A 26,081-nucleotide genomic window follows, 5' to 3' on the forward strand; every position below is an offset into this window, starting at 1 on the left:
GCGACGACGGCCGGGTCCGCGTCGCACGGATCCCCACAGCAGCCGACGGACCGTTTCCCGATCCGACCGCACTGGGAACCCACACCGCCGAAGTACGCGCCGTCGCCCTGTCGCCGGACGGCACGACCCTCGCCACCGGAGGCAACGACCACCGAGTGCGGCGGTCGTGCCTCCGGCCCGACCGGACGCCGCACCACGCACCCCCGGCCGAACTCTCCGACCTCACCGGCGAGGTGCACACCTCGACTACGCGCCGGACGGCGGTCTCCTCGCCGCCTCAGGGGGCTTCGACATCCATCTGTACGACAAGCGGCACGACTACCGCCTCCACGCTGTGTTGCGCAATCACCAAGCGGCCGTCGGCACGGTCGCCTGCTCCCCTCGTGACGAGGCCCTCTCAAGCGTCGCGGAGGGCGGCACCGCACACATCTGGGACCTGCTGAACACGTCCCGGATCTCCGCCAAGCTGTGCATCTCGGCGTTCGTCAGCACGAGCGGGGCCGTGCAGGAGCGTGGTCACGGGGCGGGAGTTCAGGCGGCGCATGGTGAGAATCTCAGTTCTTCACGTCGGCTATGCCGTGCTCGTTGGTCGCGCGCTCGCGGCTGACCAGCCTATTTTTCTCCTGCTTGTGGCCGCTGTCGGCGGCTGGCCCGGGCTGCCTTGCGGGGGGGGTGCCTCTATGGGGTTCGTCAAGGAATCGAGCTGCGTTTGGCCGGGCTGACGGGCAGCATGGCGGCATGCCGGATCTGCTGTGGGATGACGTCAGGAACTTCTTCGACCCTAACCTGATGGGTGCTCTGCCTGATGTGTCCGTGACCGACACCTCGGTCGATGACTGGCAGGCGGTGTTCGACCTGGCCGGGTCGAGCGGGTGGACGTGGGAGTACTCGGAAGGCTGCGTTCGCATGCCTTTGCCCTCGGCGCAGGAGGTGCTGTCACGGCCCACGGACGCGGACACGGCCCTGCTGAAGGTATGGCCTGTCGCGGATGTGCAGGTGAACTTCTGGCCGATGTCGGCCGGTGAGATCGACTTCGATGTCGATCTCCGGGAGTTGCAAGGCCAGGAAGGAGTGGACGTCCTGTGCGGCCTCCTCGGCACGATCGGGCGCCGGCTGGGCAGGCCCGTGTTGATGACCGGAGAAGGAGACCGGGGGAAGCCGGTGCTCGGGTTCGACCCCAGGGCCGATCGCGTGGTTCTGCTGGCAGATCCCCTCGGAGTTCAACTGACCGCCGCTGCAGGCCGGGATTCGTAGAAGGCGCCGTCGCGGAGCATGGCGAACAGGACGCTGATGCGGTGGCGGGCGAGACGGAGAAGAGCCTGCGTGTGGGTCTTTCCGCGGGCCCGGCACTTGTCGTAGTAGGTGCGGGAGGCGGGATCGTGCAGGGCGGCGAACGCGGACAGGAACATCGCCCGTTTGAGCTGCCGGTTTCCGCCTCTGGGCGCGTGTTCGCCGTGGATCGAGGTTCCCGAGGACTTCGTCGTCGGAGCGAGCCCGGCGTAGGAGGCCAGATGTGGGGCGGTGGGAAAGCTGGTTCCGTCGCCGACGGTGACCAGCAAGGTGGCGGCGGTCCTGACCGCGACCCCCGGAATCGAGGTCAGGACCGGGGAAAGAGGGTGAGCCTCCAGCAACTGCCGGATCTGTGCTTCAAGGGCTCGTCGCTGTTCATGGACGGCGGCGAGCGAACGAGCAAGGGATGGGATGACGATGTCGAGGGTGCCCGTGCCTGGAACGATGACGGTCTGTTCGTCCAGGGCATCGAAGACCTCGTCGATCAGCCGCTCGGCCATGCGTGGAGCTTTGGGTCTGATGACCTCGACGAGCTTGCGGCGTCCGGCTTTCCGCAGCGCGGCCGGGGAGCCATAGCGTTCCAGCAGCCAGGTCACCGCGGAGTGGTCCAGGCGTGGGCCAAGGACGCGTTCCAGCGAGGGGTGGAACTGAGTGAGGAAGCCGCGTATCCGGTTGGAGGTCCGCGTGGCCTCGGCTGCCAGGTCCTGATCGAAGCCCACCAGCACGGTCAGCTCGGCGGTGATCTCGTCGGTCAGTTCCAGCGAGCGCAGGGTGTGCGGCATCGTCCGGGCGGCGTCCGCGATCACTGCGGCGTCCTTCGCGTCGGTCTTCGCCTCGCCGGGATACAGGTCGGCGATCCGCCGCATTGCGAGTCCGGGCAGGTAGGCGACCTTGCAGCCAGCGACCCGGGCGACCGTCAGGGGCAGGGCTCCGATCGAGGCGGGCTGGTCCACGATCACCAGCACGGTGCCGAACTTCGCGGCCAGCTTGCCGAAGACGGCCCGCAGCTTCGGCTCACTGTTGGGCAGCTGCTTGTCGAAGACCTTCTTGCCGGCCGGGGTCAGCCCGTGGCCGTGGTGGGCACTCTTGCCGACGTCCAGGCCGAGAAAGACGCCCACGTCGTCGATGTCGTACAACCCATCCTCCTGAACCGAGTTCGTGCGGTGCTGGCCAGGGCGTTGGCGTCGTATGCGCGCATCCACGTTATGCAGACCTGCCGCCCGCGGGATGCCGGGCATTGCGCCAGACCAGGCGGTGGTCAGACCTCTCATCAGCGTCTCCAACGGCGCCTCTCGGGCCCGGTGACACCACCCCCCAGGTCATCCGTTCGACAGGGGGGAACAGTCATGCCGGGCCCGGAGGCCAGCGGCCCTCTTGCAGGACCGCGGAAAACATAACGGGGGGTGATGATCACCGGTTGTCGAAGTCGTCGTCCGGGCCGACGAAGCCGAAATCCGCCAGCACGCCGAGGCGCGGCCAGCGAGGATCTGGTACTGGCTGGGCCTTTGGCGGAGGATGGATGCATGATCGGTGACCGCTCGGGTGTGGGCGACAGCGAGGTCTTGCGCTCCTACCCGTGCGACGACTTCGTTACCTCACCCGCGCTGGAGGCCTGGCGGGGCGTGCACGTTGAGGCGCCGGCCGAAGCGGTCTGGCTGTGGGTCGCGCAAGTGAGGCTTGCGCCATACTCCTACGACTGGATCGACAACGCTGGCCGCCGCTCACCTCGCGAACTGGTGGGCCTTCCTGAGCCTCAAGTCGGAGAAAGGTTCACTACGGCTGGTGTACGCGAGCTGGGCCGGATCGTCTCGGTCGACCCAGGGAAACAGCTGACAGGCACCATCATGGGTGCCTTCATGTCCTACGTCCTCGTGCCCCGGGATCACGACACGACGCGCCTGCTACTCAAGGTCGTCATGCGGACCAGCCGCTGGGCGGCCCCATGGCTGTCTGTCGGCGATCTGATCATGGCTCGACGGCAGCTGCTGAACCTGAAGTAACTCGCCGAGCGCCACCGGCACCACCCTTCTCCGGGCTAACCGAGGTGCAATCCACCAGGCTCAATACTCCAGTCGCAGTTCGCAAGAGATCCTTCTACCATGCACCCGCAATAGCCAACTCACCCGAGCCGGACTCTTGTTCGAACCACACGGACCACTCAGGCGGTAGTGAACAGCCAGTCAAGAACCACCCCGGCCGATGGAGCATCCTAGAAATCGTCCTGCGGCTCACGGTGTACCGACGCTTCGTCGAGTGGAGCGAGGCCCGCTTATAGGCCAAGCTCCACCGCTTGGTCCTCGACGAACTTGGCGCGAACGACAACCTCAGCCGTTCACCAGGATCGGCGAGTCCGGTGGGCCGTCCTTCAGCAGGGACGCCAGCAGCTCCGGCAGCCCAGTCGGCCGCACCACATCCGAAGTCGTGACCAGATCCGCCGCGGTCCACCAGCGGTGCCCTGTGATCGCGGCCTTCTCGATCTCCTCAAAAGCCGAGGTATCGACCTCGAACGCATGCACCCGAGCCATGTAGTAACGCTGGCGCACCTCGTAGGCGACACCGCCCCGGACCGTTGTCCACGGACGCCCTCGCCAAATCTCCGGACCCAGCGCGACGTTCGTCAGCCCGGTTTCCTCCCGCAACTCCCGCAAGGCTGCCTGCTCATGGCTTTCACCTGGCACAAGCCCGCCTCCAGGCGTGAACCAACGGACGGAACCGTCCCCTGTGTTTCCGGCGCAGAACAGCAGCAACCGATCGGCGTCGTCCAGCAACACCACCCGCGCGCTCGGGCGCGGCACCAGCCGTCCCTCCGCCATTACCACCTCGTCAGGTCAAAGCCACGCCTTGCGACCGACTACCGGAAGGGCACCCGGGTTGGTCTTCACAACCGCACACAGAGGCATTCTTCAAGAATCGCCATCAACCATCGCCACCGCCTCGCAGCGGCGGGGAGCGCGGCGGTCCCAGGAGGCCCGTGCCGCAGATACCCCCGAAGGTGAGAGGCGTAAGTATCCCGTCACCCCGCACCGTACCCGTCAACGACCCAGCCCTGCCCGCGAGGTAGGCGGCAGAGTCAGAAGGGGGCTGCTTCCGCGCCCTGGCCGGCCGATGGGCCGATGCCCCCGTTGCTCTTTCGCGAGTCCTACCAGCACGTGGCTGGTCCCGTGACGACCCAGCCGGCGCTTGACGGCGAGGGGGCAGCCAACATCAACCCCACCGCCGCCCGCGACGAGCAACTGGCCAACATCCGCACCATCTACCCACCCGGCAACGAAAGCCTCGGCGCTCTCGCCATCGAGATCGCTCTGCCCTAGGGTCCATCTTCGAGAGCTCGTTCGATATCGATGGTGGTGTCGTGATACGTCGCCATGAACTCACTCTTGCCGAATGGGAGTACCTGCTCCGCCGATGCCGTGCGTCGGCAAAGGGCAACCGCGGGCGGAGGACCGCCGGGTCACCCATGCGATGGCCTACAAGATCCGGACCGGGGCGTCCTGGCGCGACCTGCCGTAACGTCACAGCGTGCGAAAGACGGTCTACCGCTTGGCCACCGCAGTGCCATCGGCTGTGTGTTCACCCGGGCCCCGCAACAAATCCAGTTCCGGGCGGACGCCGCCAGCGACAACGACTGCCTGGTCCCGATCGACTCCACCACCGTCCGCCTTCTGCCCAAAGACGGATGATGAAGCCAGCACCAGACCTATCCCTGTACGCGCACCTGCGGATGCCCGATGACACCGCAAGGCCACTCCGCAAGAAGGCCGCTCGGCTGATCTGTTCGTTGGACGCGACCTGGACCGGGCGCCCTGCCGTTGGCCGTTCGCCCTCTCCGAGATTTTGCTCCGCGCCCGCCGGCGCCGGCCTGGCGGCGGTCCGGACCGGCGGGCGGGGCGACGTCACGCAGGGACGGCGAGCGGTGGGTGCTGGAGTACGCGGGGCTTGTACTCGACCAGCTGGATGCGGCCGTCGAAGGTGCGGTGCTCGGTCATTTCGAGGGCGACGTCCGGGTAGCCGTCGTAGATGCGTTCTTGGCCGGTGGCGCCGGTGATCACGGGGAACATGACGACGCGGAAGCGGTCGACGAGTCCGGCTTGTAGCAGGGACCGGGACAGGCTGAGGCTGCCGATCGTGCTGAGGAGCCCCGAGCCACTCGACTTCATCGCGCGGACCGCCTCGACGGCGTCGTCGCGGACGAGCGTGGAGTTGGCCCACGTCAGCGGTTCCTTGAGGGAGGAGGAGAACACCATCTTGGACGCTTGCGTGAGTTCGTCGACGGACGCCTCTTCTTCGGGCCTGAACTCGGCTTGGCCATCGGGGACCTCGCCTGCGGCGAAGCCCGACATCAGGTGGTAGGTGTTCGCTCCCATCAGGTAGGTCACCTCGGGCTGCTCGCCGAGCCATGCGAGGTACTCCGGGCCCTCCAGGCCCCAGAACCCGGGCCACCCCTCGCCCGACGCGTAGCCGTCGAGGGAGGTGATGAAGTCGACAAGAAGCTCCGACATGGCGGTGTCCTTTCCTCAGGTGTCACGAGCTTGGACCGGCCGGGAGGCACAAACTCATCGGCCGCGCCGTGGAGTAACGAAAAAACCCATGACGCCACGGCCGGTCAGGTCAGCGGAACCGCAGCGCTTCGGAAGCGGTATCCGGTCAGGCTCGGCACGATGCCGGATCCAGATGACGGTGCCGCCGGTCTTGCACAGCTGATTGCAGGTCTCGATCGTGTGCTTGATGTCGGTGTCGGTGATGTTGCCGAAAACGCTGCAGATCAGGACGGGATCTGCAGGGGGCATGTCCTCGTAATGGTCGATGCGGGAGGCGTCGTCTGTCACGACCTCGACCTGGTGCAACCCGGCCCAGCCGCCCCTTTCCAGAGCGACGGCAGTGTTGCGCGGGTCGAGTTCCAGAAGCGTCGCTCGCACATCGTCGCGGCGGGGATGCCGGGCCAGAGCGTCCAGAAGGTCGCGGCCTTCCCCAGCGCAGAGGCTGATCGCCTTCAACCCACCAGCCAAGCATCAGACTTGGCATCGCGGACCTGTGATTGAAGTGTCCGCAGTCGCCGTGCCATCCACGAGCCGGCCGCGTCGTACTGATCGTGACAGGCGCTCCAATCCCTAGGCGGACGCTACGGTCGCTCGCCCGTCTGCCTACGACACGGTCACGGCGCCCAGCGGCCTGGACCAGGGCTATGCCTACCTGCTGACCGCGATGCGCCACCGGCGCGAGTCGCAGGACCTCGCACCGAGCAAGCTCGTGGACATTACGGGGAGCATCACATTTCCGCCGTCAAGCCGCTCCACAGGTCACAGCCCCGCCCACTGAAATCCTCCGTGCAGCCCGAAACCGAGCCCCGGCCCATGGTCGATCCGGCAACGGCGGCATCACGGTCGGTTGGCGGTCCGCCGGCTCCTGCAATCCATCGGTCTCCGAGCGAAGTCGCCTCCGGCGCTGTTGCTGGGCCGGTACACACCGATCATGTCGATTCTGCTGTTCTTCCAATCGCCCGCGATGGGTTGATCGCCCGGATCACCGTAGGTGATGGGATCCAGACCTGTGAGGGCTCAGGACGTACTGGACGTTTCGCACCCAGGTGTCAACGATGATCCTCAGTTTTAGACCGTCACGCGTAGCCAGCGCCTTAATCGGTATCGAGTCCGAGCCGGCGGATCAGTAGGGCGAGTTGGTCGGCGAAGCGTTCGATGAATTCCGGGGAGTACGGGTCGTCCCCGCAGACGCCCGCGATGACGTGCGGGAGGGTGACGGGGGCCATCGCCGCCGCCATCAGCATGACGGTCAGGCAGGCAGGGTCCATCTCCTGGGGCAGGGCCCCGGCCGCCTGCAGTTCACGGATGTCGGCCACGGACTGGGCGAGGCGTCCGGTGCGGGGCACGTGGTCCGGGTCCGCCTCCGGGCCGGTGTATTCCAGGCCGCCCCAGGCCAGCAGCCGCATGCCGTCCCGGTTTTCCAGGGCCTCCAGCGCGTAGCGGCGCAGTTGCTCGGGCAGCGGGGTGCCGGGTTCGACGAGCTTGCTCGCCCGCTCGCCCCAACTGTCCGACATGGCCTGGAACAGGCCCTCCTTGCCGTCGAAGTAGTAGGAGATCAACTGCTGGTTGACGCCCGCACGCTTGGCGATGGCCGCGATGCGGGCACCCGCGTAGCCGTGCGCGGCGAACTCCGCCACCGCCGCGTCGAGGATCAGCTTGCGCGTGCGCTCCGGATCGCGCTGCCGTTCCGACGGCTTCGGGGAGCGGCGGGGCTTCGACACGGTCATGCCTAAACCGTGCACGCAAGTGGCCGAATCAAGCACAGAGGCAGCTTAATCAAGCAACTAGTTGACACAGTCGTTTGGATCATTGATTGCGGGCTGCCGGGTACCACTGTTCGAGCCAAGGAGTAAGTGATGGAAAAGCACCCGCTGCGGTGGTGGGCGCTGGCGGTATGTGTCCTGGCCGTCCTTGTCGACATGATCGACAACCAGATCGTGGCCGTGGCACTGCCTGCCATCCACCGCCACCTCGGCGCCGGAGAGGCCGCGATGCAGTGGATCTCCGCCGGCTACGCCCTCGGATTCGCCCTCACCCTGATCGCCGGCGGCCGGCTGGGTGACCAGTACGGCGTCAAGAAAATGTTCCTGGCCGGCATGGGTGTCTTCACTCTGGCCTCGCTGTCCGCCGGGCTGGCCCCCGAGCCGGGCCTGCTGATCGCCTCCCGGGTGGTGCAGGGAGTCGGCTCCGGCCTGATGGTGCCGCAGGTCCTGTCGTTCATCCACACCGAGTTCGACGAGGCCGAGCAGCCCAGGGCCATGGGCCTGTACGCCGCGGCCTTCCCGCTCGGCGGACTCCTCGGGCCGCTCCTGGGCGGCGTACTGACCGAGGCCGATCTGTTCGGATCGGGCTGGCGCGCCATCTTCCTGGTCAACATCCCGATCGGGCTGGCGGGCCTGATCGGCGCCCTGGCCACCATGCCGGCCCGGCCCGGCTTCCTGCGCCGCCGACTGGACTTCGGCGGTCTGGCGCTGCTGACCGTCACCGGGTTCGCGGTGTTCTATCCGCTGGTGCAGGGCCGTGAGCAGGGCTGGCCGCTGTGGTCGATCCTGATGATGGCCGCGGCCCTGCCGCTGGCCGGCCTGTTCGCCCTGCACCAGCGCCGCCAGGAGGCGCGGGGCGGCGAGCCGGTGGTCCCGCCGTCCATGGTCCGGATGCGCAGCCTGGCATCCAGCCTGCTCGTGATGCTCACCACCCAGATGGCGATCGGCGTGTTCTTCATGCTGACCCTGTACCTGCAGCTCGGGCTCGACTTCTCGCCGGTCCAGGCCGCGCTGTCCTTCGCCCCGGGCGTCCTCGGCATCGTCATCGGCAACGCCCTGTCCATGAACCTGGCCGCCAAGATCGGACGACCCTTCCTCATGGCCATGGTCGCGGTGCTGGCGGCGAGCCTGGGCTCCATCGCCCTGGTGATCCACGCCGCGGGCAAGGATCTGAACGTCTGGCAGATCCTCGGCCCGATCATCCTCTTCAGCTTCGGCATCGGCGGCGTGCTCAACGCGCTGTTCGGCACGGCGTTCGCGCAGATCCATCCGCAGCAGGCCGGTGCGGCCTCCGGCCTGGTCAACACCACCGCCCAAGTCGGCCAGGCCGCGGGCATCGCACTGTTCGGCACGGTGTTCTTCTCCCTGCTGCCGGACCACGGTTACGAGACCGCCACCGTCAGGACGTTCCTGGTGAGCATCGGGGTGACGCTGGTGGCCCTGATGCTGACGGTGGCACTGCCCAGGAAACAGCCGGCCCAGAACACGGCGCACGCGCCCGACCCGTCATCCGCTCGGGTCTGACCGACGCCGCGGACACACGGAGGCGGCCGCCTCCGCTGCTACGCCGTGCGGTCGGTCTTGTACGGCTCGTTCACGGCAGGCAGCTCAGCACGCCCGAGCCCGCCGACCGGCCAGGGCTTCGGCGAAGTCATGTGACGTCCGTTGGTGATCATGTGAGCGGGGAGTGCGCGCGGTGGCCGTGTGTCACGAGCGTTGCCGCGGAGGCCGGCCGCGGTGTTCGTGGCCCGGCGAGCTTCAGGGGTGCTGCTCGTCCGGTCGATGCGCCGGTGCTTCAGCCGGATGACCCGATGGACCCCGGGGAAGAGACCGTCGGTCCGAGATCCGCCGGATCAGGGTCGCCGACGTGAGCGTGCCCAGGTGTCATCGGGTCTCTCGACGTCGGCGGGGTTGTGTTCGAGACGTGCGGTGATGCCGGCGCAGAAGACCGTGATGGGGAAGCAGGGACGGGTGCGTGCCTGCGTCGAGTCGGCGGGGTCTCGCGTCAACTGCGCATGAGCCCATGGTCACGGGGACAGAGATGGTGTTCAGGTGCGTCGCTGCCTCCTGCCGGCCTCCGAGTGGAGGGCGGGCCCCGGTAGCCGGACCTGGCACGAGTAAACCGGCCGACTGTGGGCGTCGGGGGCGGGCTCCTCGAAACACTCAAGAAGCAGCTCGCCACGCAGGTCGTCGAGTTCGTGGGGCGCCTCCGCCAACAGCGCGTGGGCCCACGCTTCAAGCGATGCGTTCTCCAGCGCACCGTTCGGGACCTGACTGATCGGCTCGGGACCCATCGGACTCCACTGCGACGCACCGTCCGCGCGATACGACATCCGCCACCAATATGGCTGCCAGTAGGGCTTCTTCAACAAGGATCAGCTCCCGATTCAGCGTCGACTGCCGTCCTCCTTTCGGTTTATGACGGCCTGACAGGTTGATCCGTCCCGGAGGAAGCGGCACAGGCGCGGCTTCCAAGGTCATGGAGTCCTACCCTACTTGATGTGGGTCTGAGCTGGTCATTCGTAAGATCGGCCGGGCCCAGGCGACGCCGCCCACCCGAACCTGGCCGGCGCGGGTGGTCCGGTGATGGCCAAGGACGTCGCGACCACCCTGGGCCGTGAGACCACACCGAGCAAGGTCGAGCCGGTCCGCGGTCAGCTGCGCAAACTCGCTGGCCGGCTGGCTGGCCCTGCCCGGATCCAGATCCGGCCGCTACCTCAGCGAGCTCCAGCGGCCCGAGCCCGCCGAGTTGCTGGCCGCGCTCGCCGCAGCTCCAAGCACCCCAAGCGCGAACATGCGCAAGCATGCGTGACTCCCCTGTCAGGCTGATCCACTCAGCTTGTTCCACAAAACGACGATACGGACCCTGAAACTATTCAGGTACCGCTCCCCCGACGGCCGCCACCAGAGTGCTGCGTGAATCACCGGGGGAAGGGTTGCCAGATGTACCCAACCCCTCAACGACAGCGGTGCCGAAGCTTCCGCGAGGGAAGCCGGTCACTCGCAATGGGAGGGCATGACATGATCAGAAACAAGATCGCAGCCTTGATCGGCGCGGCAGCACTCGCGGGGCTGGGCATCGCCGCCACCGCTACTCCGGCGAACGCGGCGTGGAGCGACTGCGACTCCGGCGCACTTTGCGCGTACCTCGGCGACTACGGCTACGGGACTCCCGGTCAGGTGTTCGGCAACAACACGAACCTGGAGCAGTACAACAAGTTCAACAACGCTGAATCGGTCTTCAACAACGGCAACTCCTGCGACGTCCGTCTCTACGACGAACAAAACTACGGCGGCAACAACGTCATTCTCAAACGCGGATACATCGTCCGCGACCTCGACACGGAAGCCAGCACCTTCGCGCAAGACATCGCGTCCAACTACTGGGTCTGCTGACCCATGCGCAGGCTGCTGTGGCTGTCTGTCGCAGCGCTTCTCGCGGTCGGATGCTCCGCTGCATCCGGCCGCGGGGCCACGGCGGAGAACCGGCCCGACCTCTGGCCCCTGAGCGGCGTACTCCACTTCACGGCAACCGAGTCCGCCATGTTGCACCGCGCGGAAGAACAAGAGGTACGGAAGTGTATGGCGGGTCGGGGCTTCGACTACGTCGTGGTGCCTGTCGGCGACGTCGAGCGAGAAGCGGCCGTGAGCCCCTACGGTCTGCTGGCAGAGAGTCAGGCTGCCCAGAACGGCTACGGTCTGGGCTTGAGACGGCTGCAGAAGCCGCCCATCGACCCGAACGCCCAACAACTGTCGGCGTTGTCCGAGCGCGCCCGCCTTGCATGGGATGAAGCTCTCAAGGGAACAAGGGACGGGCCATTCGAGAAGATCGTGCTGGAGGACGGTCCAACGGTGGAGGTACCGACCGACTCCTGTGTGTCCGTCGCACGCGGGGCGCTGTACGGCGCTTCCTGGGACCGGAATTACTACACCTTTCAGAGTCTCAGCACCTCAATCGTGCGGGACACCTTGGAGCATCCCCTCGTGAAGGCGGCTGAAGATGAATGGGCCGCGTGCATGCGCGATGAAGGGTTCACATACCAAGAACGAGTGGACCCGCTCAAGGCGTTGAAGAAACGGCTCGATGCCGCCGGGTCCGACGCGGCCGCTGTCCGCTCCGCCGGGAAGGAAGAGCTGCGGGTCGCCGTGCGGGACGCCGTGTGCCAGGCTGAGGTCGGCCTCGCCGAGCAGATCGCCCGGGCTCAGAAACAGGTGGAGAAGGCGCTCCCCCGAGCCCGAACATCCCTACTGAAGGACTTCCGAAAGGCACGGCAAACCGCATTGAAGCGCGCGGCAGCGCAGCCCGCCGCTTCACCCTCGAGATGAGGGGACCCGGATCGGGTTCCGATGAGATCGTTTCATCGTGAACTCGCAGGTCGTGGTACTGGTGTGAGTCCGTGACGTCCTGGCGCATCTTCCGCAAGTCCCGATGCAGCCCAACCGCATGACATCCATCGTCAAAGCCGTCCTCACTCGGGAGCGGCAACGCTGAAGAAGCTCAGTCAACGGTCAACCAGCCGTGGACGCGGGGCCTCACCCGGGGATTCCGCGCCGGTGTCGTCGGTGCCGACCGGGCCGCGGGGAAGCAGCCGGTCCAGCCACTTCGGCAGCCACCAGTTGGTCCGGCCGAGGAGTGTCATGGTCGCCGGTACCAGCACCATGCGTACGACCGTGGCGTCGATGAAGATCGCGGTGGCCAGGCCGAGCCCGAACATCTTGGTGGAGGGGTCGTCGGCGACGGCGAAGGACAGGAAGACCGCCACCATGATGAGGGCGGCCGAGGTGATGATCCGGGCGGTGCGCGAGACGCCCTCGACGATCGCCGTGCCGTTGTCGCCGGTGCGCAGGTACTCCTCGCGTACGCGGGAGAGGAGGAACACCTCGTAGTCCATCGACAGGCCGAACAGGATGGCGAAGAGGAACATCGGGATGAACGACACGATCGGAACCGTCGATTCCAGCCCGATGAGTGCGCCTCCCCAGCCCCACTGGAAGACCGCGACCATGATGCCGTAGGCCGCGCCGATGCTCAGCAGATTCAGCAGTACCGCCTTGAGCGGTACGAGTATCGAGCGGAAGACCAGCATCAGCAGCAGGAACGACATCGCCAGCACGGCGGCGACGAACGCCGGCAGGCGTTGGCTGGTGCGTTGGCCCACATCGGACAGGCTCGCGGCGGCGCCGCCGACGTGGGCCCTGGCCGGTCCGTGCCCGATCGCCGTGGGCAGCACGTCGGTGCGCAGCCGGGCGATGGTGTCGGCCGTGGCCTTGTCCTGAGGGCTGGTGGTCGGGAACACCACGAGGGTCGCGATGCCGGTGGCCCGATCGATGTGCGTCGGCGCGACGGATGCGACGCCCGGATCCGCCGCGACCGCCCCGACGAGACGGTCCACCACTCCCCTATCGCCGGTGGGGTCCATGGCGATGACGAGGGGACCGTTGGTGCCCGGGCCGAACCCCTCGGCGACGAGGTCGTAGGCGCGACGCTCGGTACGGCTCTGCGGCAGTGAGCCGTCGTCGGGCAGGCCGACGCGCAGGCCGAGCACGGGCAGCGTCGCCGTCAGCAGCAACCCCGCCGCGCCGACCGCGTACGGCACCGGGTGCCGGCTGACATGCCCGATCCAGCGACGCCACCCGGCGGCGTGGGCGGCGCCTGCCGCCGAGTCCCGCCGCCGTGCGAATCGGACCGGCTTCCTGGCCCGCAGAATCCGGCCGATCCGGCCGGCCCGGGCCAGGCGCGGGCCCGCCGCGCCGAGGAAGGCCGGCAGCAGCGTCACCGACGCGAGCACCATCGTCAGGACGACGATCGAGACGGCAACCCCGCCCACCGTCATGAACGGCACGTTCGCGACCGCCAGGCCGAGGATCGACACGACGACGGTGCCGCCGGCGAAGACCACCGGCCGCCCCGCCGTTGCCACCGCTCGTCCGGCCGCCGCCTGCGGATCGAGCCCGCACGCGAGGTACTCCCGGTGCCTGGCGAGCACGAACAGCGCGTAGTCGATGCCCACTCCGAGCCCGACCATGCTGCCCAGGACCGGTGCGAAGGTGGGGACGTCCGTCACCCCCGCCAGTACCGTCATCGTGGCGACCCCGACGGTCAGCCCGAAGACCGCCATGCCGATCGGCAGCGCGGCGGCGACGAGCGAGCCGAACGCCAGGAACAGGATCGCGGCCGCGGCCAGGAGGCCGATCAGCTCGCTCGCGCCGCCGTCGGGGTCGGAGAAGGCGTAGAAGAGGTTCCCGCCCATCTCGATGCGCAGCGGCAGCTCGGCGCGCAGCCGGTCACCGAGATCGACGAGGGCGTCGAGGTCTTCGGCCGACAGCCGGCTCTGGTCGGGGTACTGCACCCGGACGACCGCGATCCGCCCGTCGGCCGAAACGAGGCCGCCGCGCACGGCGGTGTCCCCGCCCGCGTCGAGCGCCCCCGCCGGGTCGCTCGTACCGAGCACGTGCGGCAGTCGCTCCACCTCCGCCCGCAGCCGCGTGAGAGCGGTGCGCGCGCCGTCGTCGTCGAAGAACGTCGCACCCTCGTCGAGGGGGGTGACGACCACTTGGGCGGTCATCCCCTCCTGGCCGGTTCCTGCCCGCTCGATCAGTTCCGCGGCCCGTCGGGAGTCCAGTCCGGGAGCGGTCATCGAGTCCGCGGTACGACCGCCGAAAGCGACGGCGGCGAGGACGGCGAGCGTGGTGGCGATCAGCCATGCCGCGATCACCCGCCAGGGATGGCGGGCGGCGCTTGCGCCCAGGCGCAACAGGGCTTTCGAGAGCATCGGTTCCTCCAACCACCGCGTCGGCCGTCCTTGTACGGCCGCCGATGCCGAGGCTCGTCGACACGGCGCTCCGCGGCATCGGCCCGCGGGCCGCGGATCTGTCGGCCTCGGGGTGGAGTGACGACCCGTCCTTTCGGCCGATGCGCGGCACGGCGCGGTCCCTAGGCTGAGAACCGTGCTCCGAGACGACCTGCGAACCCTGTGGACCGAACCCCGGCCGCCCTACGCGCCCGCCCGGGTGCGGAGGGACTGGGCGCTGCTCGCCGCGTGCCTTGCCGGTGTGGCGCTGGAGGCCACCCTGCGCGAGAACGTCGAGTGGCGGCCGGTGGCGGTGGTGTTCGCCGTATGGCTGTGCCTGCTGCCCCTGTGGCGCCGGACCCGTCCGCTGGCGATGGTGACGCTGGCGTTCGGCTCGGTGGCCCTGCTTCAGGTGGCCTCGCTCGTCGCCGTACCGCGGGAGCCCGTCGGCCTGTACACCGGCATGGTCGTGCTCGTGCTGGTGTACGCGCTGCCCCGGTGGGGATCGGGACGCGAGATCGTGCTGGGCGGCGCGGTGATCCTCGCGACCGGCGCGCTGTGTTCCGTCACGGACGAGACCCCGGTCGTCGAGAATGTCGTGGGCTTCGTCTTCCTGCTGCTGCCCGGCGTGGTCGGGGCTGCCGTGCGGTTCCGGGTGACCGCCGGCGAGCGGCAGTTGGAGCAGTTGCGCTCCCGCGAGCGCGAACAGCTCGCCCGGGAACTGCACGACACGGTGGCCCACCACGTGTCGGCCATGGTGATCATCGCCCAGGCGGGCCGGGTGCTCGCGGGCACCGACCCGTCCGCCGCCGTCGAGGCGCTGGAGGGGGTCGAGGAGGAAGGGGCGCGCACGCTGGAGGAAATGCGCGCCATGGTCGCCGCGCTGCGCGACCGCGGGGTCGGCGCCGAGCTGGCGCCCCCTGCCGGAGTCGCGGATCTGGAGCGCCTGGTGCGCACCCCGGGTGCTCGCCTCAGGGTCGACCTGGGGCTCGACGGCGAACTGGACGCGCTGCCCCCGGCCGTGGACGCGGCCGTCTACCGGATCGTGCAGGAGTCGGTGACCAACGTGCTGCGCCATGCGGTCGACGCGACCGAGCTCGTCGTTCGGGTCGCCGCGGAACGGCACACGGTACGGGTGAGCGTGGGCGACAACGGCCGGCGCACCGGCCGGGGGCGCGACGGATACGGACTTACCGGACTGCGCGAGCGCGCGACCCTGCTCGGCGGCACACTACGAGCCGGCCCGGGTACCGACCGGGGCTGGCATGTCGAAGCCGAACTGCCGAGAGCGAGGAGCGAAAGCGGTGTCCATTCGCGTCCTCGTCGCTGACGACCAGGCGATCATCCGCTACGGGTTGCGGATCATGCTGAACGCCCAGTCCGGCATCGAGGTGGTCGGCGAGGCCGCCGACGGGCGGGAAGCGGTACGTCTGGCCCGCGAACTACGCCCCGACGTCTGCCTGTTCGACATCCGCATGCCCGTAATCGACGGGCTCGAAGCCACCCGGCTGGTCGCCGGCCCGGGCGTCACCGACCCGCTGGCCGTGGTCGTCATCACCACGTTCGACCTCGACGAGTACGTCTACGGCTCACTGCGTGCCGGCGCCCGCGGATTCCTCCTCAAGGACACGGGACCGGACCTCCTGGCGCAGGCCGTACGGTCGGCGTCCGACGGTGAGGCGCTCATCGCGCCCAGCGTCACCGTCCGTCTGCTCCAGACGTTCGCGGACCTGCCCGCCGGCCGGCCCGCGACCCAGCCGGTCTCCCCCGTCACCGCCCGCGAGGAGCAGGTACTCCTCGCCGTCGCCCGCGGGCTCACCAACACCGAGATCGCCGACGCGCTGCACATCAGCCTCAGCACGGTGAAGACGCATCTGGCCAGCCTGATGGCCAAACTCGGCGCCCGCAACCGGGTCGAGATCGCGATGTGGGCCTACGAAACACGCCGCATCCTCCCCGGAACCTGAGCCGGGCGCCGGGCCGTGTCCCATGAGTCCCCGCCCGGACATCAGTGCACCGGTCGGCTCACCTCGGCTCCACGGGCCTCACCCGCCCCAGAGCATGACGTACGAGGAGGCCGGAACCGGGACGGTGAGACGCCCGATACGACAAGGCTCCCGACAGCTGCCTCGCCAGTCCCCACCTGCACGCCTCGACGAACTGGATCAAAGACCTCACCAGGATCACCCGACAATCACGACTCGATACGCGCTACTCCAGCCGTAGATCGTGATCTCGATGGTGAGAGGCGCCGAGGCGGCAGGTGTCCAGCGTGGATCATCTCGCCCGAGATCGCCCATGCCGTCGCGGGCGTCGGCTCCTTCTCCGTGTACCCGAGCTCACCGCGACGGAGGGCCTCCCAATACCCCGCGGAGCTTCGCGGTCGTCGCTGGGGTCCGCTCCTGTGCGTATTCAGCGAGTCGGAGGGCATCGTCGATCTCGCTGAGCTTCCTGGAGGACAGGACGGCCACCCGCGCTATCAGGTCGTCTCAGGACACGGTGGTCAGCCATATGCACGGGGTGAAGCCTGAATGCGGGAACGCGAGCCGCAGCACGCCTTCGAGCGGCAGCCCTTCACCGGCGCCGACCGTCACTTCGATGCCCAGACCCCTGATGTCGAGGCCCGCCGGAGCGACGACCTGCATCACCTGGAACCCGGACGCGTCGTCTCCTGACAGCAGTACGACCAGCCTCCGCTCGTCGAACTGGACCCACCAGACTTCGCCGCGTTGCCCAAGCCCTCCGATACACAGGACAGCAGGCAGACGCTGCGCGACCTGACGCGGTGTGGAGACGGGTGCGGCCACCATTGATCATCGGCGCGTGAAGGCAAACAATCATGTGGTGGCCGCAGGTCACAACGTACCCCCGCCTGTTGGCAGGAGGCGTTCGAGGACCTGATGAGCCGGATAGCGGGACGCTTCACACGGGTCGAATCCCGACGCCGAGCACGGAAGTTGGTACTCGGACATCCACAACGGCCAGTTGTCGTCAGCGTCGCCCAGGTTGCCGGTCCAGCGCACCCACCCATGGCGTGCACGAGGAGCAGTCAATGTTGAAGCGCTTGATACGGTCGGCGTCGGGATGATCCCCACACCCGCGGGGGTGTTCCCGTCGGCGGACGCCTCGCCGCGCTTCGTCCATCGTCCATCGTCCATCGTCCACGGGATAGGGGAACAGCGGCCTCTGGCCTCCGCGCGCAGGTTTCGCCCATCACGCGGAGGCGATCGCTATTGGGTTCGCCATCATCCTCAACGTCGGTACAGTCGAAGGTCCCCGGAGCTGCCCCGGTTCGAGGTGCTAGCCGTAGTAGCAGGTGCCGATGTACCAGGCGTTGTCGATGTCGCTTGTGGAACCCAAGTGGGTCTCGCCCGGCCGCACACACGCATAGCCATCGAACGGGGTCCAGTCGTAGTCAACCTGAAGCCGTGCCCCGACATGCGGCGGAGGGTTGTTTACGCAGTGGTTGTAATAGGCATCTGTCTGAGTCTCGTAGTAGCCACATGCCTGGATCGAGACGTCGTTTCCTGCTGCCGACGCCGATCCCGGCAACAGTGCAAGAGCGAATGTTGCACACACCACAGCACCGGCTGCTTGCAACTTTTGGCGCATTGAGCACCACTACCTTTCTCACCCTAATTCTCGCCGTCATACTTGAGTAGACGGACAATTCCCTTGACTTGCTCCGTATTCTCTGACGCTTCCTCATATGCTCCGGCCAGAGAAGCTTTTCGATGTTGTTCGAAAGGCCTTCACCGACAGAGCAACCGATGCTGGGCGTATATCGAAAGTGGATCGGGCCCCCCAAGGCCGCATAGTAAGCGTTTGGGCTAGTCACACCAGTGAGGCTGGGGACCATGCCGTTGCGGCGTAGAGGCCGGGCCGACTTCCAGGTCAAGAGGGTGTAGATGGCTTGGACGGCGCGGTCCATACGCCGGGTTGAACATCGGGCTCGCCGGAATAGTCGCCAGGACTTCAGCCGCGCGAAGGCGCGCACGCCCGGCGCCCGCAGCCAGGCGTGGTCCCGGTTGAACTGCTGGTACTGCTCGGCCTGTTCCTGCTCCGACCTCGCCTACCAGGGCGGCGGCCGCCCCCGGCTGATCACAGGCATCAAACGCAGGCCCACGCAGGAGCTCAAGGATCCGCGGCACCGAGCACCCGATGAGAAACCCACCCATCAGGCGGGGCAAGCACGTCGCCAACGCCCGCGCAGGGCGGAGTCATCTGCCGGGCGCCCGGAGTACGACATCCCGTACCAGCCCACGCTCTGATTCGCCCGCCATGTGGCAGCCGCCGGCGTGGATGCAGTCCGACGCGCTACGGTTGAGGCCCGCCTTGGTCAGCGAGTCCGGGGCTGGCGGCCGGGGTCACCATGGTGTTCAGCCTCGCATCGCTCCGCGATGGCGATTCGAGTGCACTTGCGTTGGCTGCACGCCCGCCCACCGAGACTCCGAGCGATAGGAAGGCGCGACTAGAGGATCACAGGGCTCGCTGCGCTCCCCACCGGGGCAGTCCCTCGAAGAAGTCGACCGCCTCTGCACGCCAGTGCCCCCGCCACCCCGCAGCAACAGCGGACGCCTCCCCGGCGATCCGGCGGATCTCGGCACGCAACTGTTCGTCGACCCCGTGCCGACGAGCGATGTCCCGGACTTGCGCCACGGTCTGCGGAGCACAGCCCACCTCGGCGAGCGCCGACTCCACCACGTTCCGTTCCCGGCCAGCCGTAGCCGCCAGGACAGCGCACACCGCGTAACTGCGCCGACCCGCACGCAAATCCGAACCGGCCGGCTTGCCGACCGTCTCCTCGTCCCCGAACAAGTCCAGGTAGTCGTCGCACAGTTGCCCGCTCACCCCGACCAGCGTCGCGTACCGGGCCAGTTCCCCTTCGTGGTCGGCCGGGTCCTGTCCCGCGGCGAGCAGACCCAGCCGCAACGGGGCCAGCACCGAGTACCGGGCGCTTTTGTAATCGGACACGGCATCCAGCACGGAACGATCGGGCACCGGCCCGAAGTCACGCTCCAGGTCGAGGACCTGTCCGATGACCGTATCCGCCCCCGCCGTCGCCTGCACCGCCGCCATCGCCTGCCGCAGTTCCCGCGGCACCGGCGCACGCAGCAGCACCTGCACCGACAAGAACGCAGCCAGATCGCCGGCCAGGACCGCAAGGCCCAACGCCGTGTGCGGATGGTCGGGGAACCGCTCGCGGTAGGCGTAGTACACCGACGGCGCGCCCCGGCGTACCGGGGAGTCGTCGACAATGTCGTCATGGATCAGCCCGTGCGTCTGCAGGAGCTCGATGCTGAGCGCCGCCTCCTCCAGCCCTGCCACCTGATCATCAGTGACCAGCCGCGCCGACTCGTGCAACAGGGCGACCCTCAGCCGCTTCCCGCCCCGCAGGGACATGTCCCGCACCAGTTCCAGCGCCTCCGGCACGAACGAACTGCGCGGGAGCCCCTGCTGGGCAAGCTCGTCGAAGTAGCGGACGAACAACGCCTCGAAACGGTCCCGATAGTCCGTCAGCCGCTCATGGACATCGGCAGTGATCTCAACAGTCATGACTCTCCTGACTCAGCAGTCACAAGGAGTATCAGAAGCTGGCCGTCAACACCGCCTCCCAGAGCACCAGGTGAACGAAGCCCCCTCGTGCGGAATCACGACCCGCCAACCAGGCGAGGGCCGGGGGTCAGTGCGGCATTTCGGGCGGTCCAAGGCTGGCTGCACCGCGTGCCGGTCGGCTCAGGCCTGGGGGAATTTGAGCCGTCTCCAGCGGTTCCAGCAGCGCGCCTTAAGCAAGGATGATTCCGTCGGGGCCGAGGCCGTGGTCGACGGTTCGAGGACGTCGGCCCAACGGAGCTGCACAACAGAATCACTCATCTGCCCAACGGCCGTCAGCGGCGACTTCCTGGTGACGAACGACGGGATCGGAACACTTCTTGCCGGGATCCGCAGCATCAGAAGCCGTATCTCAACCGATCTTGGAACGTGCAAGTCGAACAGAAAGCACTGTAGGGAGGTTGGCGGCTGCGTACTCGTCCGCTATGCGGAACACACTGGCACAACGAGGACACTCCGCGCGGCCCATGAGATACGTGATCCCCTCGGCCAGTCGGCCCTGGCCGTCACGGACTGCGAGGTTGTACATCCACTGCCCCATGCCGTAGAGCTCCGCAACGGACGCCGGTCGCAAGTCGCGCCGGTCGACATCGCCCGCGTCCCAGTCCCGGCAGGCCGAGTAATACCCGTATTCGCCGATGGCTATGGTCACATTCAGGGAGCAGTGCGGACAGGCCACCTCGTAGAAGTCGTCGCTGAAGTCACAGAGGGCGGCACTCCAGTGGAACTGCCCCTCGATCGCGAGGAGGGTGCGAAAGCCCCAGATGTAGTCGGCCGGACGCGTTTGGAGACGCTGGTCCACCAGTTCCCGAAGCTCCGCGATGGCGTCGGAACTCTCCACGAACATGCGTTCGCCTTGGTTGTCCGTCATCGCGCTACGCACAATCGCCCCGGCCATCTCCAGCGCTTGCGTTTCGCTCCGGGCGAGCGCGACCAGACGCGGCAGCGCGGCGAGACTCCCTGGGACGAGGGTCTCTCCCTCGATGCACAGCATGGTCGATAGCTCGCGCCACACGCTCTCGCCGCCGGCCCCTGCCTCTACCTGATCCAGGAGTACGGGCAGCAGCTCGGCGGTCCGGAGTACGTATGGGCGTCCCCACGTCGTCACCCTCACATTCAAGCGTGCCGAGAGCCACCGCAAAGGCGGGGCCCCCACGGCCTCATCAGCTGGAGCGTGTCCCTCGCGTGCTTCCCGCTCTCCTACGCGATCGACCAGATCTTCCCCGCCGGATACACCCGCGACAAGTTCAAGCACTGGACCACCGGTCTGGACCCGGCCGACGGCTGCAACACCCGCTCTATCTGCACTCCCGGACTGGATCAGTGCACAACGCCATTGGTGCACAACGATCTTGACCTGCCAACGCAGCTGAGGGACGTGAGGCACAAGTAGCCCGCCACGCCCACCTTGCATCGTCGGCAACAGGGTGATCCGAGAACGCGCCCAGCCGATGATCAGCGGTCGGTAGGCTGGTCGATCATGACTAATGGCTGGTGGAGGGACCGGATCGGTAGCGTACTTCGGGGCGAGAATCCCACGGTGCTCCGAAGGTGAAGGCCGGGTTTGCGGTGATCAGGGAGGTCCAGTTCCTCCCGGGATATTCGGTCCTCTTCGTGGATGATCCTTCGGTGCAGCGGCTGTCGGAACTTCCGAAGAGTAAGCGGCTTGCGTTCCGGTCCGGCATGGACAAGCTGGGCGAGGCTCTCGCACGCGTCTGAGTGGTTGGATCCGGCTTTCCTGCGAGTCAATCTGGAGATCCTCGGGAATGCCGAGCTGTTCCTGCATGCGCATGTGTGGCCGCGGTTCGGCTGGCAGCCAGCCGATCTCGTGGGCGGACCGGTATGGCTGTATCCGCGTGAGCGATGGAGGATGGCGTCCCGCCAGGTGGTGCAGGGGATCAAGACGCCGGAATCAGCAGGCCAGAGATGGTCGTGCCGCCCTGTCGGGCGTCCAACCCGCCTGATCGGCATGCCTCGTGGGCTTGCGGCCCTCACGGAGATCACCATGCCCGAGCAGCGGAACGCGGAGCGCTTGATCCCCTGCACCACGTCGTGGGACACGACCCGATGGAGCGACGAACATCATGCCCTCGGCCTGCAGCACGACGTACTGCGCGAGGCCATCGGTGACGAACTGGACCGGCCGGCGTCCTGACGTGTGGGAATTAATCGGTTCGCGCCTTGGTGGAGCCGCGTCCTACGCTGCGCGTCATGGCAAAAGCCCCCGTTCTCACCCCCCAGGCGGACGACTTCCCCCGCTGGTACCAGGACCTGGTCAGCAAGGCCGAACTGGCCGACAACGGGCCGGTGCGCGGCACCATGGTCATCCGACCGTACGGCTACGGCCTGTGGGAGCGGATGCAGCAGGAGGTGGACGCCCGGATCAAGGCGGCCGGGGCGCAGAACGCGTACTTTCCGCTCTTCATCCCGCAGTCGTACCTGACGAAGGAGGCCGAGCACGTCGAGGGCTTCGCGCCCGAACTGGCCGTAGTCACTCATGGCGGCGGCAAAGAGCTGGAAGAGCCCGTCGTCGTCCGCCCCACGTCCGAGACGATCGTCAACGACTACTTCTCCAAGTGGGTGCAGAGCTACCGCGACCTTCCGCTGTTGATCAATCAGTGGGCGAACGTGGTCCGCTGGGAGCTGAGGCCGCGCGTGTTCCTTCGCACGACGGAATTCCTGTGGCAGGAAGGCCACACGGCACACGCCACCTACGAGGATGCCCGGGACTACGCCGCACACATCCACCAGGAGGTGTACGCCGACTTCCTGGAGAACGTCCTCGCCATGGATGTCGTACCGGGTCGCAAGACGGTCAGGGAGCGGTTCGCCGGTGCGATCAACACGCTCACCCTGGAAGGCATGATGGGCGACGGCAAGGCCCTCCAGCTGACCACAAGCCACGAACTGGGCCAGAACTTCGCCAAGGCGTTCGAGACGCGCTACCTGTCGAAGGACGGTCGTGAGGAATACGTCTGGCAGACGTCGTGGGGTTCCACGACCCGGATGGTCGGCGCACTGGTGATGATGCATGGCGACGATGACGGCCTTCGCATCCCGCCGCGTCTGGCCCCGGTTCAGGTGGTCATCGTGGCAGTCAAGGGCGACGACGCGGTCCTGGACACGGTCCGCGGGATCGGTGACCGGCTGAAGGCGGCTGGTATCCGCGTACACGTCGACGACCGCGCCGACACGCCGTTCGGCCGCCGCGCGGTCGACTGGGAGCTCAAGGGGGTGCCCGTACGCATCGAGGTCGGACCACGTGACGTGGAGAACGGCACGGCCGTGCTGGTCCGCCGCGTAGCGGGAAGCAAGGAGCCGACGCCGATCGGGGCACTGTCCAAGATCCTGCCCAAGGTACTGGAGGACGACCAGGCGCTTCTGCTGGCGCAGTCCCGTAAGCGTCGCAACGACCGCACTGTCGAGGTGACCACGGTCGAGGAGGCTGCGGAGGCGGCGAGCACCGGCTGGGCACGCATTGCCTGGGAGACTCTGGGCGTGGAGGGTGAGGCCCAGCTCGCCGAACAGGGTGTCACCGTGCGGTGCCTGGTCGCCGCAGACGGCTCCGTTCCCGAGAACGACGACCAGCCTGGCAACATCGCCGTCGTGGCACGCGCCTACTGACCCTGGTGAGACCGATGCTGCTGCTCCGCCTGGTTACCGTGGGCGGACCGGCAGCCTCACGGCACGGCCCAGCCCGGCACGCATCGCCTTGCGAAGCGCAAGGCGATGCGATCCGATGGTCCCTTCCGCTCCCGCCCGTTGTCCGGCGAGCCTTTCAGCACGGGCGTGGGCTTCGGCGAAATCTCTGGCCAGGTCGGTGCCGAGCAGCGCATCGGGTGCCTGTCTGCCAGTACCTCGGGTAATGAGGCGGCCCCAATACCTCGGGGGGCAGTAGGGCGGCCGGTGTCGACACGGGTTTGAGGAGACGCAGAGCCAACAACCCCTGCCCTGGAGACAGCCATACCCTTGTCCTGAAGGCGTCGCGAAGAGCCGCCGCTGTGGCACTTGCGCTCGTTTCCCTCATGTTCTTGTCGCCGTCACCGGCGCAGGCCGTCACGTACGTGGAGCTGCGCAACGACGGGACCCTCAAGTGTCTGGCCATTCCCCATTCCGACGACAGCTTCGGCGTCGCGGCCGTCCAGTGGACGTGCAACGACAACGACGATCAGCGCTGGGAGCTGCGTAGCAAGGACCAGGGGGACAATGAGGTCTGGCTCGTCAACAAGGAAACCCAAAGATGCCTCGGCGCCAGCAACGACAAAGGCGTCGTGACCTTCCAGTACTCCTGCGGTTCCGGCTCCGAATTCCTCTGGATCTACGACAGTATCGGCCGCCTGCGTCACCCGTACGGCGACTGGTGCCTCGCCGTTCCCAACTCCAGCACAGCCAGCGGTGTCGAGCCGACCCTGTGGACCTGCACCCTCAACCAGGACCAGCAGTGGAGCTGATGCCCCCTCAGGCCGCAGCCGTGGTGGTCAACGCCGGCCACAGTTCCACCCGTACGTCCCCGTCGCCCAAAGAACGGCTCAGGCCCTCCTCGACGCAGTACATGCGGTAGTCCAGGGTGTGGCGGTGGTCGCCGAGGGTCGGCCGCCGCCTCCGCCCGGACAGGCCGACGATCAGCTACCGCTTCGGTTTGTGGTCAGTTTGTGGGTGAGAGTGAGCCTTTCCCAGTAACGGATCATGACGTTGTGTGATTGATCAGGTGGTGCGGTCGTACTCGAGTTGGAGCAGGACGCGAGCTGCGGCGGCGATCTGCGTGATGCGGCTGGGGTCGAGGCTGACCATGCGCAGGGCCTTGAAGGTCGTCTTGATCAGGGAGTTGGCGCGCTCGCAGACGCCGTGGATGCCGCGGATGACCTTGTTGTAGGTCTGCTGGGCCTGGGTCAGTTCGCTTCCGGCGGGCTTCTTGTGCGGGTGGCGGAAGCCGTCGCCGGTGTGCTCGTAGCCGAGGTCGACCAGGGTCGGCATGTCCAGCTCGGCCGCGATCCGGTTGAGGGTGTCGATCAGCCGTGGTGGCGGGCGCAGGTGGTGTCGTGCTCCCGGCCCGGCCGTACTGGCGAGACCCAGATCGGCCAGCCGTCCGGGGTCGTGATGACCTGCACGTTCCCACCATGGTGTTTGTGTTTTCCGGACCACCAGAGGTCGGCGGCGTTGGGGCCCGGAGCGGCGACGCGGTCGGTGCGGATGACCGTGCCGTCGAGGTTCAGATGCGTCAGCCCGGCCGCCTTGGCACGCTCCAGGGCGGTGGACAGGTCCGGTGCGCCGGCGGCCAAGGCGGCCAGTCCTTCGTGGAGGTAGCGGTACGCGGTGGAGGCCGACAGGCCGTTGTCACGGGCGAGTTGGGCCAGCCGGGTGCCGTCGAGGAACCAGCGCAGCACGAGTACCGCCTGCTTGAAGCAGCCCAGCGCGCGTCGCCCCTGGCGGGTCCTGGCCGCGATCAGGTGATCGTGCAGGAGTCCGGCCAGGTGCTCGGCGGTGGACCGCTTCACATCGAGCACCGCGGTGTATGTGACACTGGTCGGCACGTGAGGCCCCTCGGTCGGATCTTTCTGTCGCAAGATCGTTCCTACCAGGGGCCCTACGTCTGCCCGGACTTGGGGACCACAGCGCCAGCATCACGATCGCAGCGAGCGACGGGCGCTTACTGGGGGAAATACTCATCGCGTCAGGGTTTTCGAGCTTCCCGGCGCATCCGAGGTCGGTCATACTGCCGAGGTGACTCTCCCCCGCGATCCCGGTGCGCCGCCGGCTACGCCGCTGCGGGTGAGCACGCGCTGGACCATACTCAAGTTCGACGGCCACGCTGTCGAACTGACGCGGAAGGCCTGGCTCCTGCCCTGGGGCCGCACGACGCGGTTCGCGTTGGACTCGCTGCTGGTCCTGGACATCCCCCGGGGCCGCTCACGGGACAACGCGCCGCGCGAGAGGAATTTCCTCGTCCTGCACCGAGAGTTACTGACCTTGTTGGCGTGATGTCGTTAAGGTGAGCCCGGTTTCGGCGAGGCATCCGTCGATGAGGTCGCTGCGGTACTGGATCTGGCGGAGACCGTGCCGAAGCGTGCTCATGAGGTGGTCAGGGT

Annotated in this window: 19 protein-coding genes and 7 pseudogenes; 13 read left to right on the plus strand and 13 right to left on the minus strand. The window is 67.4% G+C overall.

Annotation, left to right across the window (positions count from 1 at the left end; translation table 11 throughout):
- Positions 1-738: 738 nt before the first annotated feature.
- A complete protein-coding gene (locus HLK59_RS13505; protein WP_171141627.1) occupies positions 739-1,254 on the plus strand; it encodes a hypothetical protein in 516 nt (171 codons plus the stop codon).
- Here HLK59_RS13505 and HLK59_RS13510 read toward each other — a convergent pair.
- On the minus strand, positions 1,221-2,426 hold the full coding sequence (locus HLK59_RS13510) for an IS110 family transposase (protein WP_171141628.1): 1,206 nt from the start codon (positions 2,424-2,426) through the stop codon (positions 1,221-1,223). The genes HLK59_RS13505 and HLK59_RS13510 overlap by 34 nt on opposite strands.
- Positions 2,427-2,813: 387 nt before the next feature.
- Between HLK59_RS13510 and HLK59_RS13515 the strand changes: the two genes are divergently transcribed.
- The gene (locus HLK59_RS13515; RefSeq protein WP_171141629.1) at positions 2,814-3,290 is read left to right on the plus strand and encodes a polyketide cyclase; all 477 of its coding nucleotides are present in this window, start codon (positions 2,814-2,816) and stop codon (positions 3,288-3,290) included.
- A gap of 324 nt (positions 3,291-3,614) precedes the next feature.
- Here the strand turns inward: HLK59_RS13515 and HLK59_RS13520 are convergent, their stop codons facing one another.
- On the minus strand, positions 3,615-4,103 hold the full coding sequence (locus HLK59_RS13520) for an NUDIX domain-containing protein (protein WP_171141630.1): 489 nt from the start codon (positions 4,101-4,103) through the stop codon (positions 3,615-3,617).
- Positions 4,104-4,469: 366 nt separating this feature from the next.
- Between HLK59_RS13520 and HLK59_RS13525 the strand changes: the two are divergent.
- Positions 4,470-4,601, plus strand: a pseudogene (locus tag HLK59_RS13525) (RNA-binding protein); the annotation flags it as partial.
- A gap of 582 nt (positions 4,602-5,183) precedes the next feature.
- On the opposite strand, the gene HLK59_RS13530 reads toward HLK59_RS13525, so the two are convergent.
- From HLK59_RS13530 to HLK59_RS13540, 3 genes are all read right to left on the minus strand, one after another.
- A complete protein-coding gene (locus HLK59_RS13530) occupies positions 5,184-5,789 on the minus strand; it encodes a dihydrofolate reductase family protein (protein WP_171141631.1) in 606 nt (201 codons plus the stop codon).
- Positions 5,790-5,843: 54 nt separating this feature from the next.
- Positions 5,844-6,284, minus strand: coding sequence for a class I SAM-dependent methyltransferase (locus HLK59_RS13535; protein WP_171141632.1), 441 nt, complete (start codon positions 6,282-6,284; stop codon positions 5,844-5,846).
- 638 nt (positions 6,285-6,922) lie between these two features.
- Entirely contained in the window at positions 6,923-7,555 is a 633-nt protein-coding gene (locus HLK59_RS13540) for a TetR/AcrR family transcriptional regulator (RefSeq protein WP_171141633.1), read from the minus strand.
- 129 nt (positions 7,556-7,684) lie between these two features.
- Here HLK59_RS13540 and HLK59_RS13545 point away from each other — a divergent pair, with 129 nt between their 5' ends.
- The 3 genes from HLK59_RS13545 to HLK59_RS13555 all read left to right on the plus strand — a co-directional run bounded on the left by HLK59_RS13545 (position 7,685) and on the right by HLK59_RS13555 (position 11,917).
- Positions 7,685-9,115, plus strand: coding sequence for an MFS transporter (locus tag HLK59_RS13545; protein ID WP_171141634.1), 1,431 nt, complete (start codon positions 7,685-7,687; stop codon positions 9,113-9,115).
- A 1,497-nt stretch (positions 9,116-10,612) separates the two neighbouring features.
- Entirely contained in the window at positions 10,613-10,987 is a 375-nt protein-coding gene (locus tag HLK59_RS13550; protein WP_171141635.1) for a peptidase inhibitor family I36 protein, read from the plus strand.
- A 3-nt stretch (positions 10,988-10,990) separates the two neighbouring features.
- Entirely contained in the window at positions 10,991-11,917 is a 927-nt protein-coding gene (locus HLK59_RS13555) for a hypothetical protein (protein WP_171141636.1), read from the plus strand.
- Between the two features lie 176 nt (positions 11,918-12,093).
- Here HLK59_RS13555 and HLK59_RS13560 read toward each other — a convergent pair whose 3' ends face one another.
- Positions 12,094-14,364: an MMPL family transporter gene (locus HLK59_RS13560; RefSeq protein ID WP_171141637.1), complete on the minus strand. Its 2,271-nt coding sequence runs from the start codon at positions 14,362-14,364 to the stop codon at positions 12,094-12,096.
- Positions 14,365-14,539: 175 nt separating this feature from the next.
- Between HLK59_RS13560 and HLK59_RS13565 the strand changes: the two genes are divergently transcribed.
- Together HLK59_RS13565 and HLK59_RS13570 are read left to right on the plus strand one after the other, a co-directional pair.
- Positions 14,540-15,712 carry a histidine kinase gene (locus tag HLK59_RS13565; protein ID WP_171141638.1) on the plus strand — a complete coding sequence of 391 codons (1,173 nt, stop codon included), beginning with the start codon at positions 14,540-14,542 and terminating at the stop codon, positions 15,710-15,712.
- Positions 15,687-16,349 (plus strand): response regulator transcription factor, encoded by a 663-nt coding sequence (locus tag HLK59_RS13570; RefSeq protein WP_171141639.1) that lies wholly within the window; start codon positions 15,687-15,689, stop codon positions 16,347-16,349. The genes HLK59_RS13565 and HLK59_RS13570 overlap by 26 nt, the downstream gene beginning before the upstream one ends.
- A 365-nt stretch (positions 16,350-16,714) precedes the next feature.
- Here the strand turns inward: HLK59_RS13570 and HLK59_RS50960 are convergent.
- The 4 genes and pseudogenes from HLK59_RS50960 to HLK59_RS13590 all read right to left on the minus strand — a co-directional run.
- Positions 16,715-17,189, minus strand: a pseudogene (locus HLK59_RS50960) (type II toxin-antitoxin system PemK/MazF family toxin); the annotation flags it as partial.
- A gap of 1,088 nt (positions 17,190-18,277) precedes the next feature.
- Positions 18,278-18,442 (minus strand): annotated as a pseudogene (locus HLK59_RS13580) (IS5/IS1182 family transposase); the annotation flags it as partial.
- 419 nt (positions 18,443-18,861) lie between these two features.
- Positions 18,862-19,938 (minus strand): polyprenyl synthetase family protein, encoded by a 1,077-nt coding sequence (locus tag HLK59_RS13585; RefSeq protein ID WP_171141640.1) that lies wholly within the window; start codon positions 19,936-19,938, stop codon positions 18,862-18,864.
- A gap of 409 nt (positions 19,939-20,347) precedes the next feature.
- Positions 20,348-21,103 carry a hypothetical protein gene (locus HLK59_RS13590; RefSeq protein WP_171141641.1) on the minus strand — a complete coding sequence of 252 codons (756 nt, stop codon included), beginning with the start codon at positions 21,101-21,103 and terminating at the stop codon, positions 20,348-20,350.
- Positions 21,104-21,475: 372 nt separating this feature from the next.
- On the opposite strand from HLK59_RS13590, the pseudogene HLK59_RS50965 reads away from it, so the two are divergent.
- The 4 genes and pseudogenes from HLK59_RS50965 to HLK59_RS13605 all read left to right on the plus strand — a co-directional run.
- Positions 21,476-21,862: pseudogene (locus HLK59_RS50965) on the plus strand (diadenosine tetraphosphate hydrolase); the annotation flags it as partial.
- A 138-nt stretch (positions 21,863-22,000) separates the two neighbouring features.
- Entirely contained in the window at positions 22,001-22,150 is a 150-nt protein-coding gene (locus tag HLK59_RS13595) for a hypothetical protein (protein ID WP_171141642.1), read from the plus strand.
- A gap of 56 nt (positions 22,151-22,206) precedes the next feature.
- The gene (proS, locus tag HLK59_RS13600; RefSeq protein WP_171141643.1) at positions 22,207-23,619 is read left to right on the plus strand and encodes a proline--tRNA ligase; all 1,413 of its coding nucleotides are present in this window, start codon (positions 22,207-22,209) and stop codon (positions 23,617-23,619) included.
- 377 nt (positions 23,620-23,996) lie between these two features.
- The gene (locus HLK59_RS13605) at positions 23,997-24,446 is read left to right on the plus strand and encodes an RICIN domain-containing protein (RefSeq protein WP_171141644.1); all 450 of its coding nucleotides are present in this window, start codon (positions 23,997-23,999) and stop codon (positions 24,444-24,446) included.
- Between the two features lie 7 nt (positions 24,447-24,453).
- Here the strand turns inward: HLK59_RS13605 and HLK59_RS50970 are convergent.
- A pseudogene (locus HLK59_RS50970) lies at positions 24,454-24,582 on the minus strand (PucR family transcriptional regulator); the annotation flags it as partial.
- A 117-nt stretch (positions 24,583-24,699) separates the two neighbouring features.
- Positions 24,700-25,526 (minus strand): annotated as a pseudogene (locus tag HLK59_RS13610) (transposase family protein).
- A gap of 190 nt (positions 25,527-25,716) precedes the next feature.
- Between HLK59_RS13610 and HLK59_RS13615 the strand changes: the two are divergent.
- Positions 25,717-25,974: a hypothetical protein gene (locus tag HLK59_RS13615; protein WP_171141645.1), complete on the plus strand. Its 258-nt coding sequence runs from the start codon at positions 25,717-25,719 to the stop codon at positions 25,972-25,974.
- Here the strand turns inward: HLK59_RS13615 and HLK59_RS50975 are convergent.
- A pseudogene (locus HLK59_RS50975) lies at positions 25,954-26,081 on the minus strand (IS630 family transposase); the annotation flags it as partial. The gene HLK59_RS13615 and the pseudogene HLK59_RS50975 overlap by 21 nt on opposite strands.

Origin of the sequence: Streptomyces sp. S3(2020), from assembly GCF_013044505.1 — a bacterium.
Lineage (GTDB): Bacteria > Actinomycetota > Actinomycetes > Streptomycetales > Streptomycetaceae > Streptomyces.

What these genes read in the sequence shown, in the direction of transcription:
- HLK59_RS13515 (WP_171141629.1), top strand. Translation starts at nt 2,814, where the DNA reads ATGATCGGTGACCGCTCGGGTGTGGGCGACAGCGAGGTCTTGCGCTCC.
- HLK59_RS13560 (WP_171141637.1), bottom strand. Translation starts at nt 14,364, where the DNA reads ATGCTCTCGAAAGCCCTGTTGCGCCTGGGCGCAAGCGCCGCCCGCCAT.
- HLK59_RS13505 (WP_171141627.1), top strand. Translation starts at nt 739, where the DNA reads ATGCCGGATCTGCTGTGGGATGACGTCAGGAACTTCTTCGACCCTAAC.
- HLK59_RS13555 (WP_171141636.1), top strand. Translation starts at nt 10,991, where the DNA reads ATGCGCAGGCTGCTGTGGCTGTCTGTCGCAGCGCTTCTCGCGGTCGGA.
- HLK59_RS13550 (WP_171141635.1), top strand. Translation starts at nt 10,613, where the DNA reads ATGATCAGAAACAAGATCGCAGCCTTGATCGGCGCGGCAGCACTCGCG.
- HLK59_RS13540 (WP_171141633.1), bottom strand. Translation starts at nt 7,555, where the DNA reads ATGACCGTGTCGAAGCCCCGCCGCTCCCCGAAGCCGTCGGAACGGCAG.
- HLK59_RS13520 (WP_171141630.1), bottom strand. Translation starts at nt 4,103, where the DNA reads ATGGCGGAGGGACGGCTGGTGCCGCGCCCGAGCGCGCGGGTGGTGTTG.
- HLK59_RS13530 (WP_171141631.1), bottom strand. Translation starts at nt 5,789, where the DNA reads ATGTCGGAGCTTCTTGTCGACTTCATCACCTCCCTCGACGGCTACGCG.
- HLK59_RS13545 (WP_171141634.1), top strand. Translation starts at nt 7,685, where the DNA reads ATGGAAAAGCACCCGCTGCGGTGGTGGGCGCTGGCGGTATGTGTCCTG.
- HLK59_RS13595 (WP_171141642.1), top strand. Translation starts at nt 22,001, where the DNA reads ATGCCCGAGCAGCGGAACGCGGAGCGCTTGATCCCCTGCACCACGTCG.
- HLK59_RS13585 (WP_171141640.1), bottom strand. Translation starts at nt 19,938, where the DNA reads ATGACTGTTGAGATCACTGCCGATGTCCATGAGCGGCTGACGGACTAT.
- proS (WP_171141643.1), top strand. Translation starts at nt 22,207, where the DNA reads ATGGCAAAAGCCCCCGTTCTCACCCCCCAGGCGGACGACTTCCCCCGC.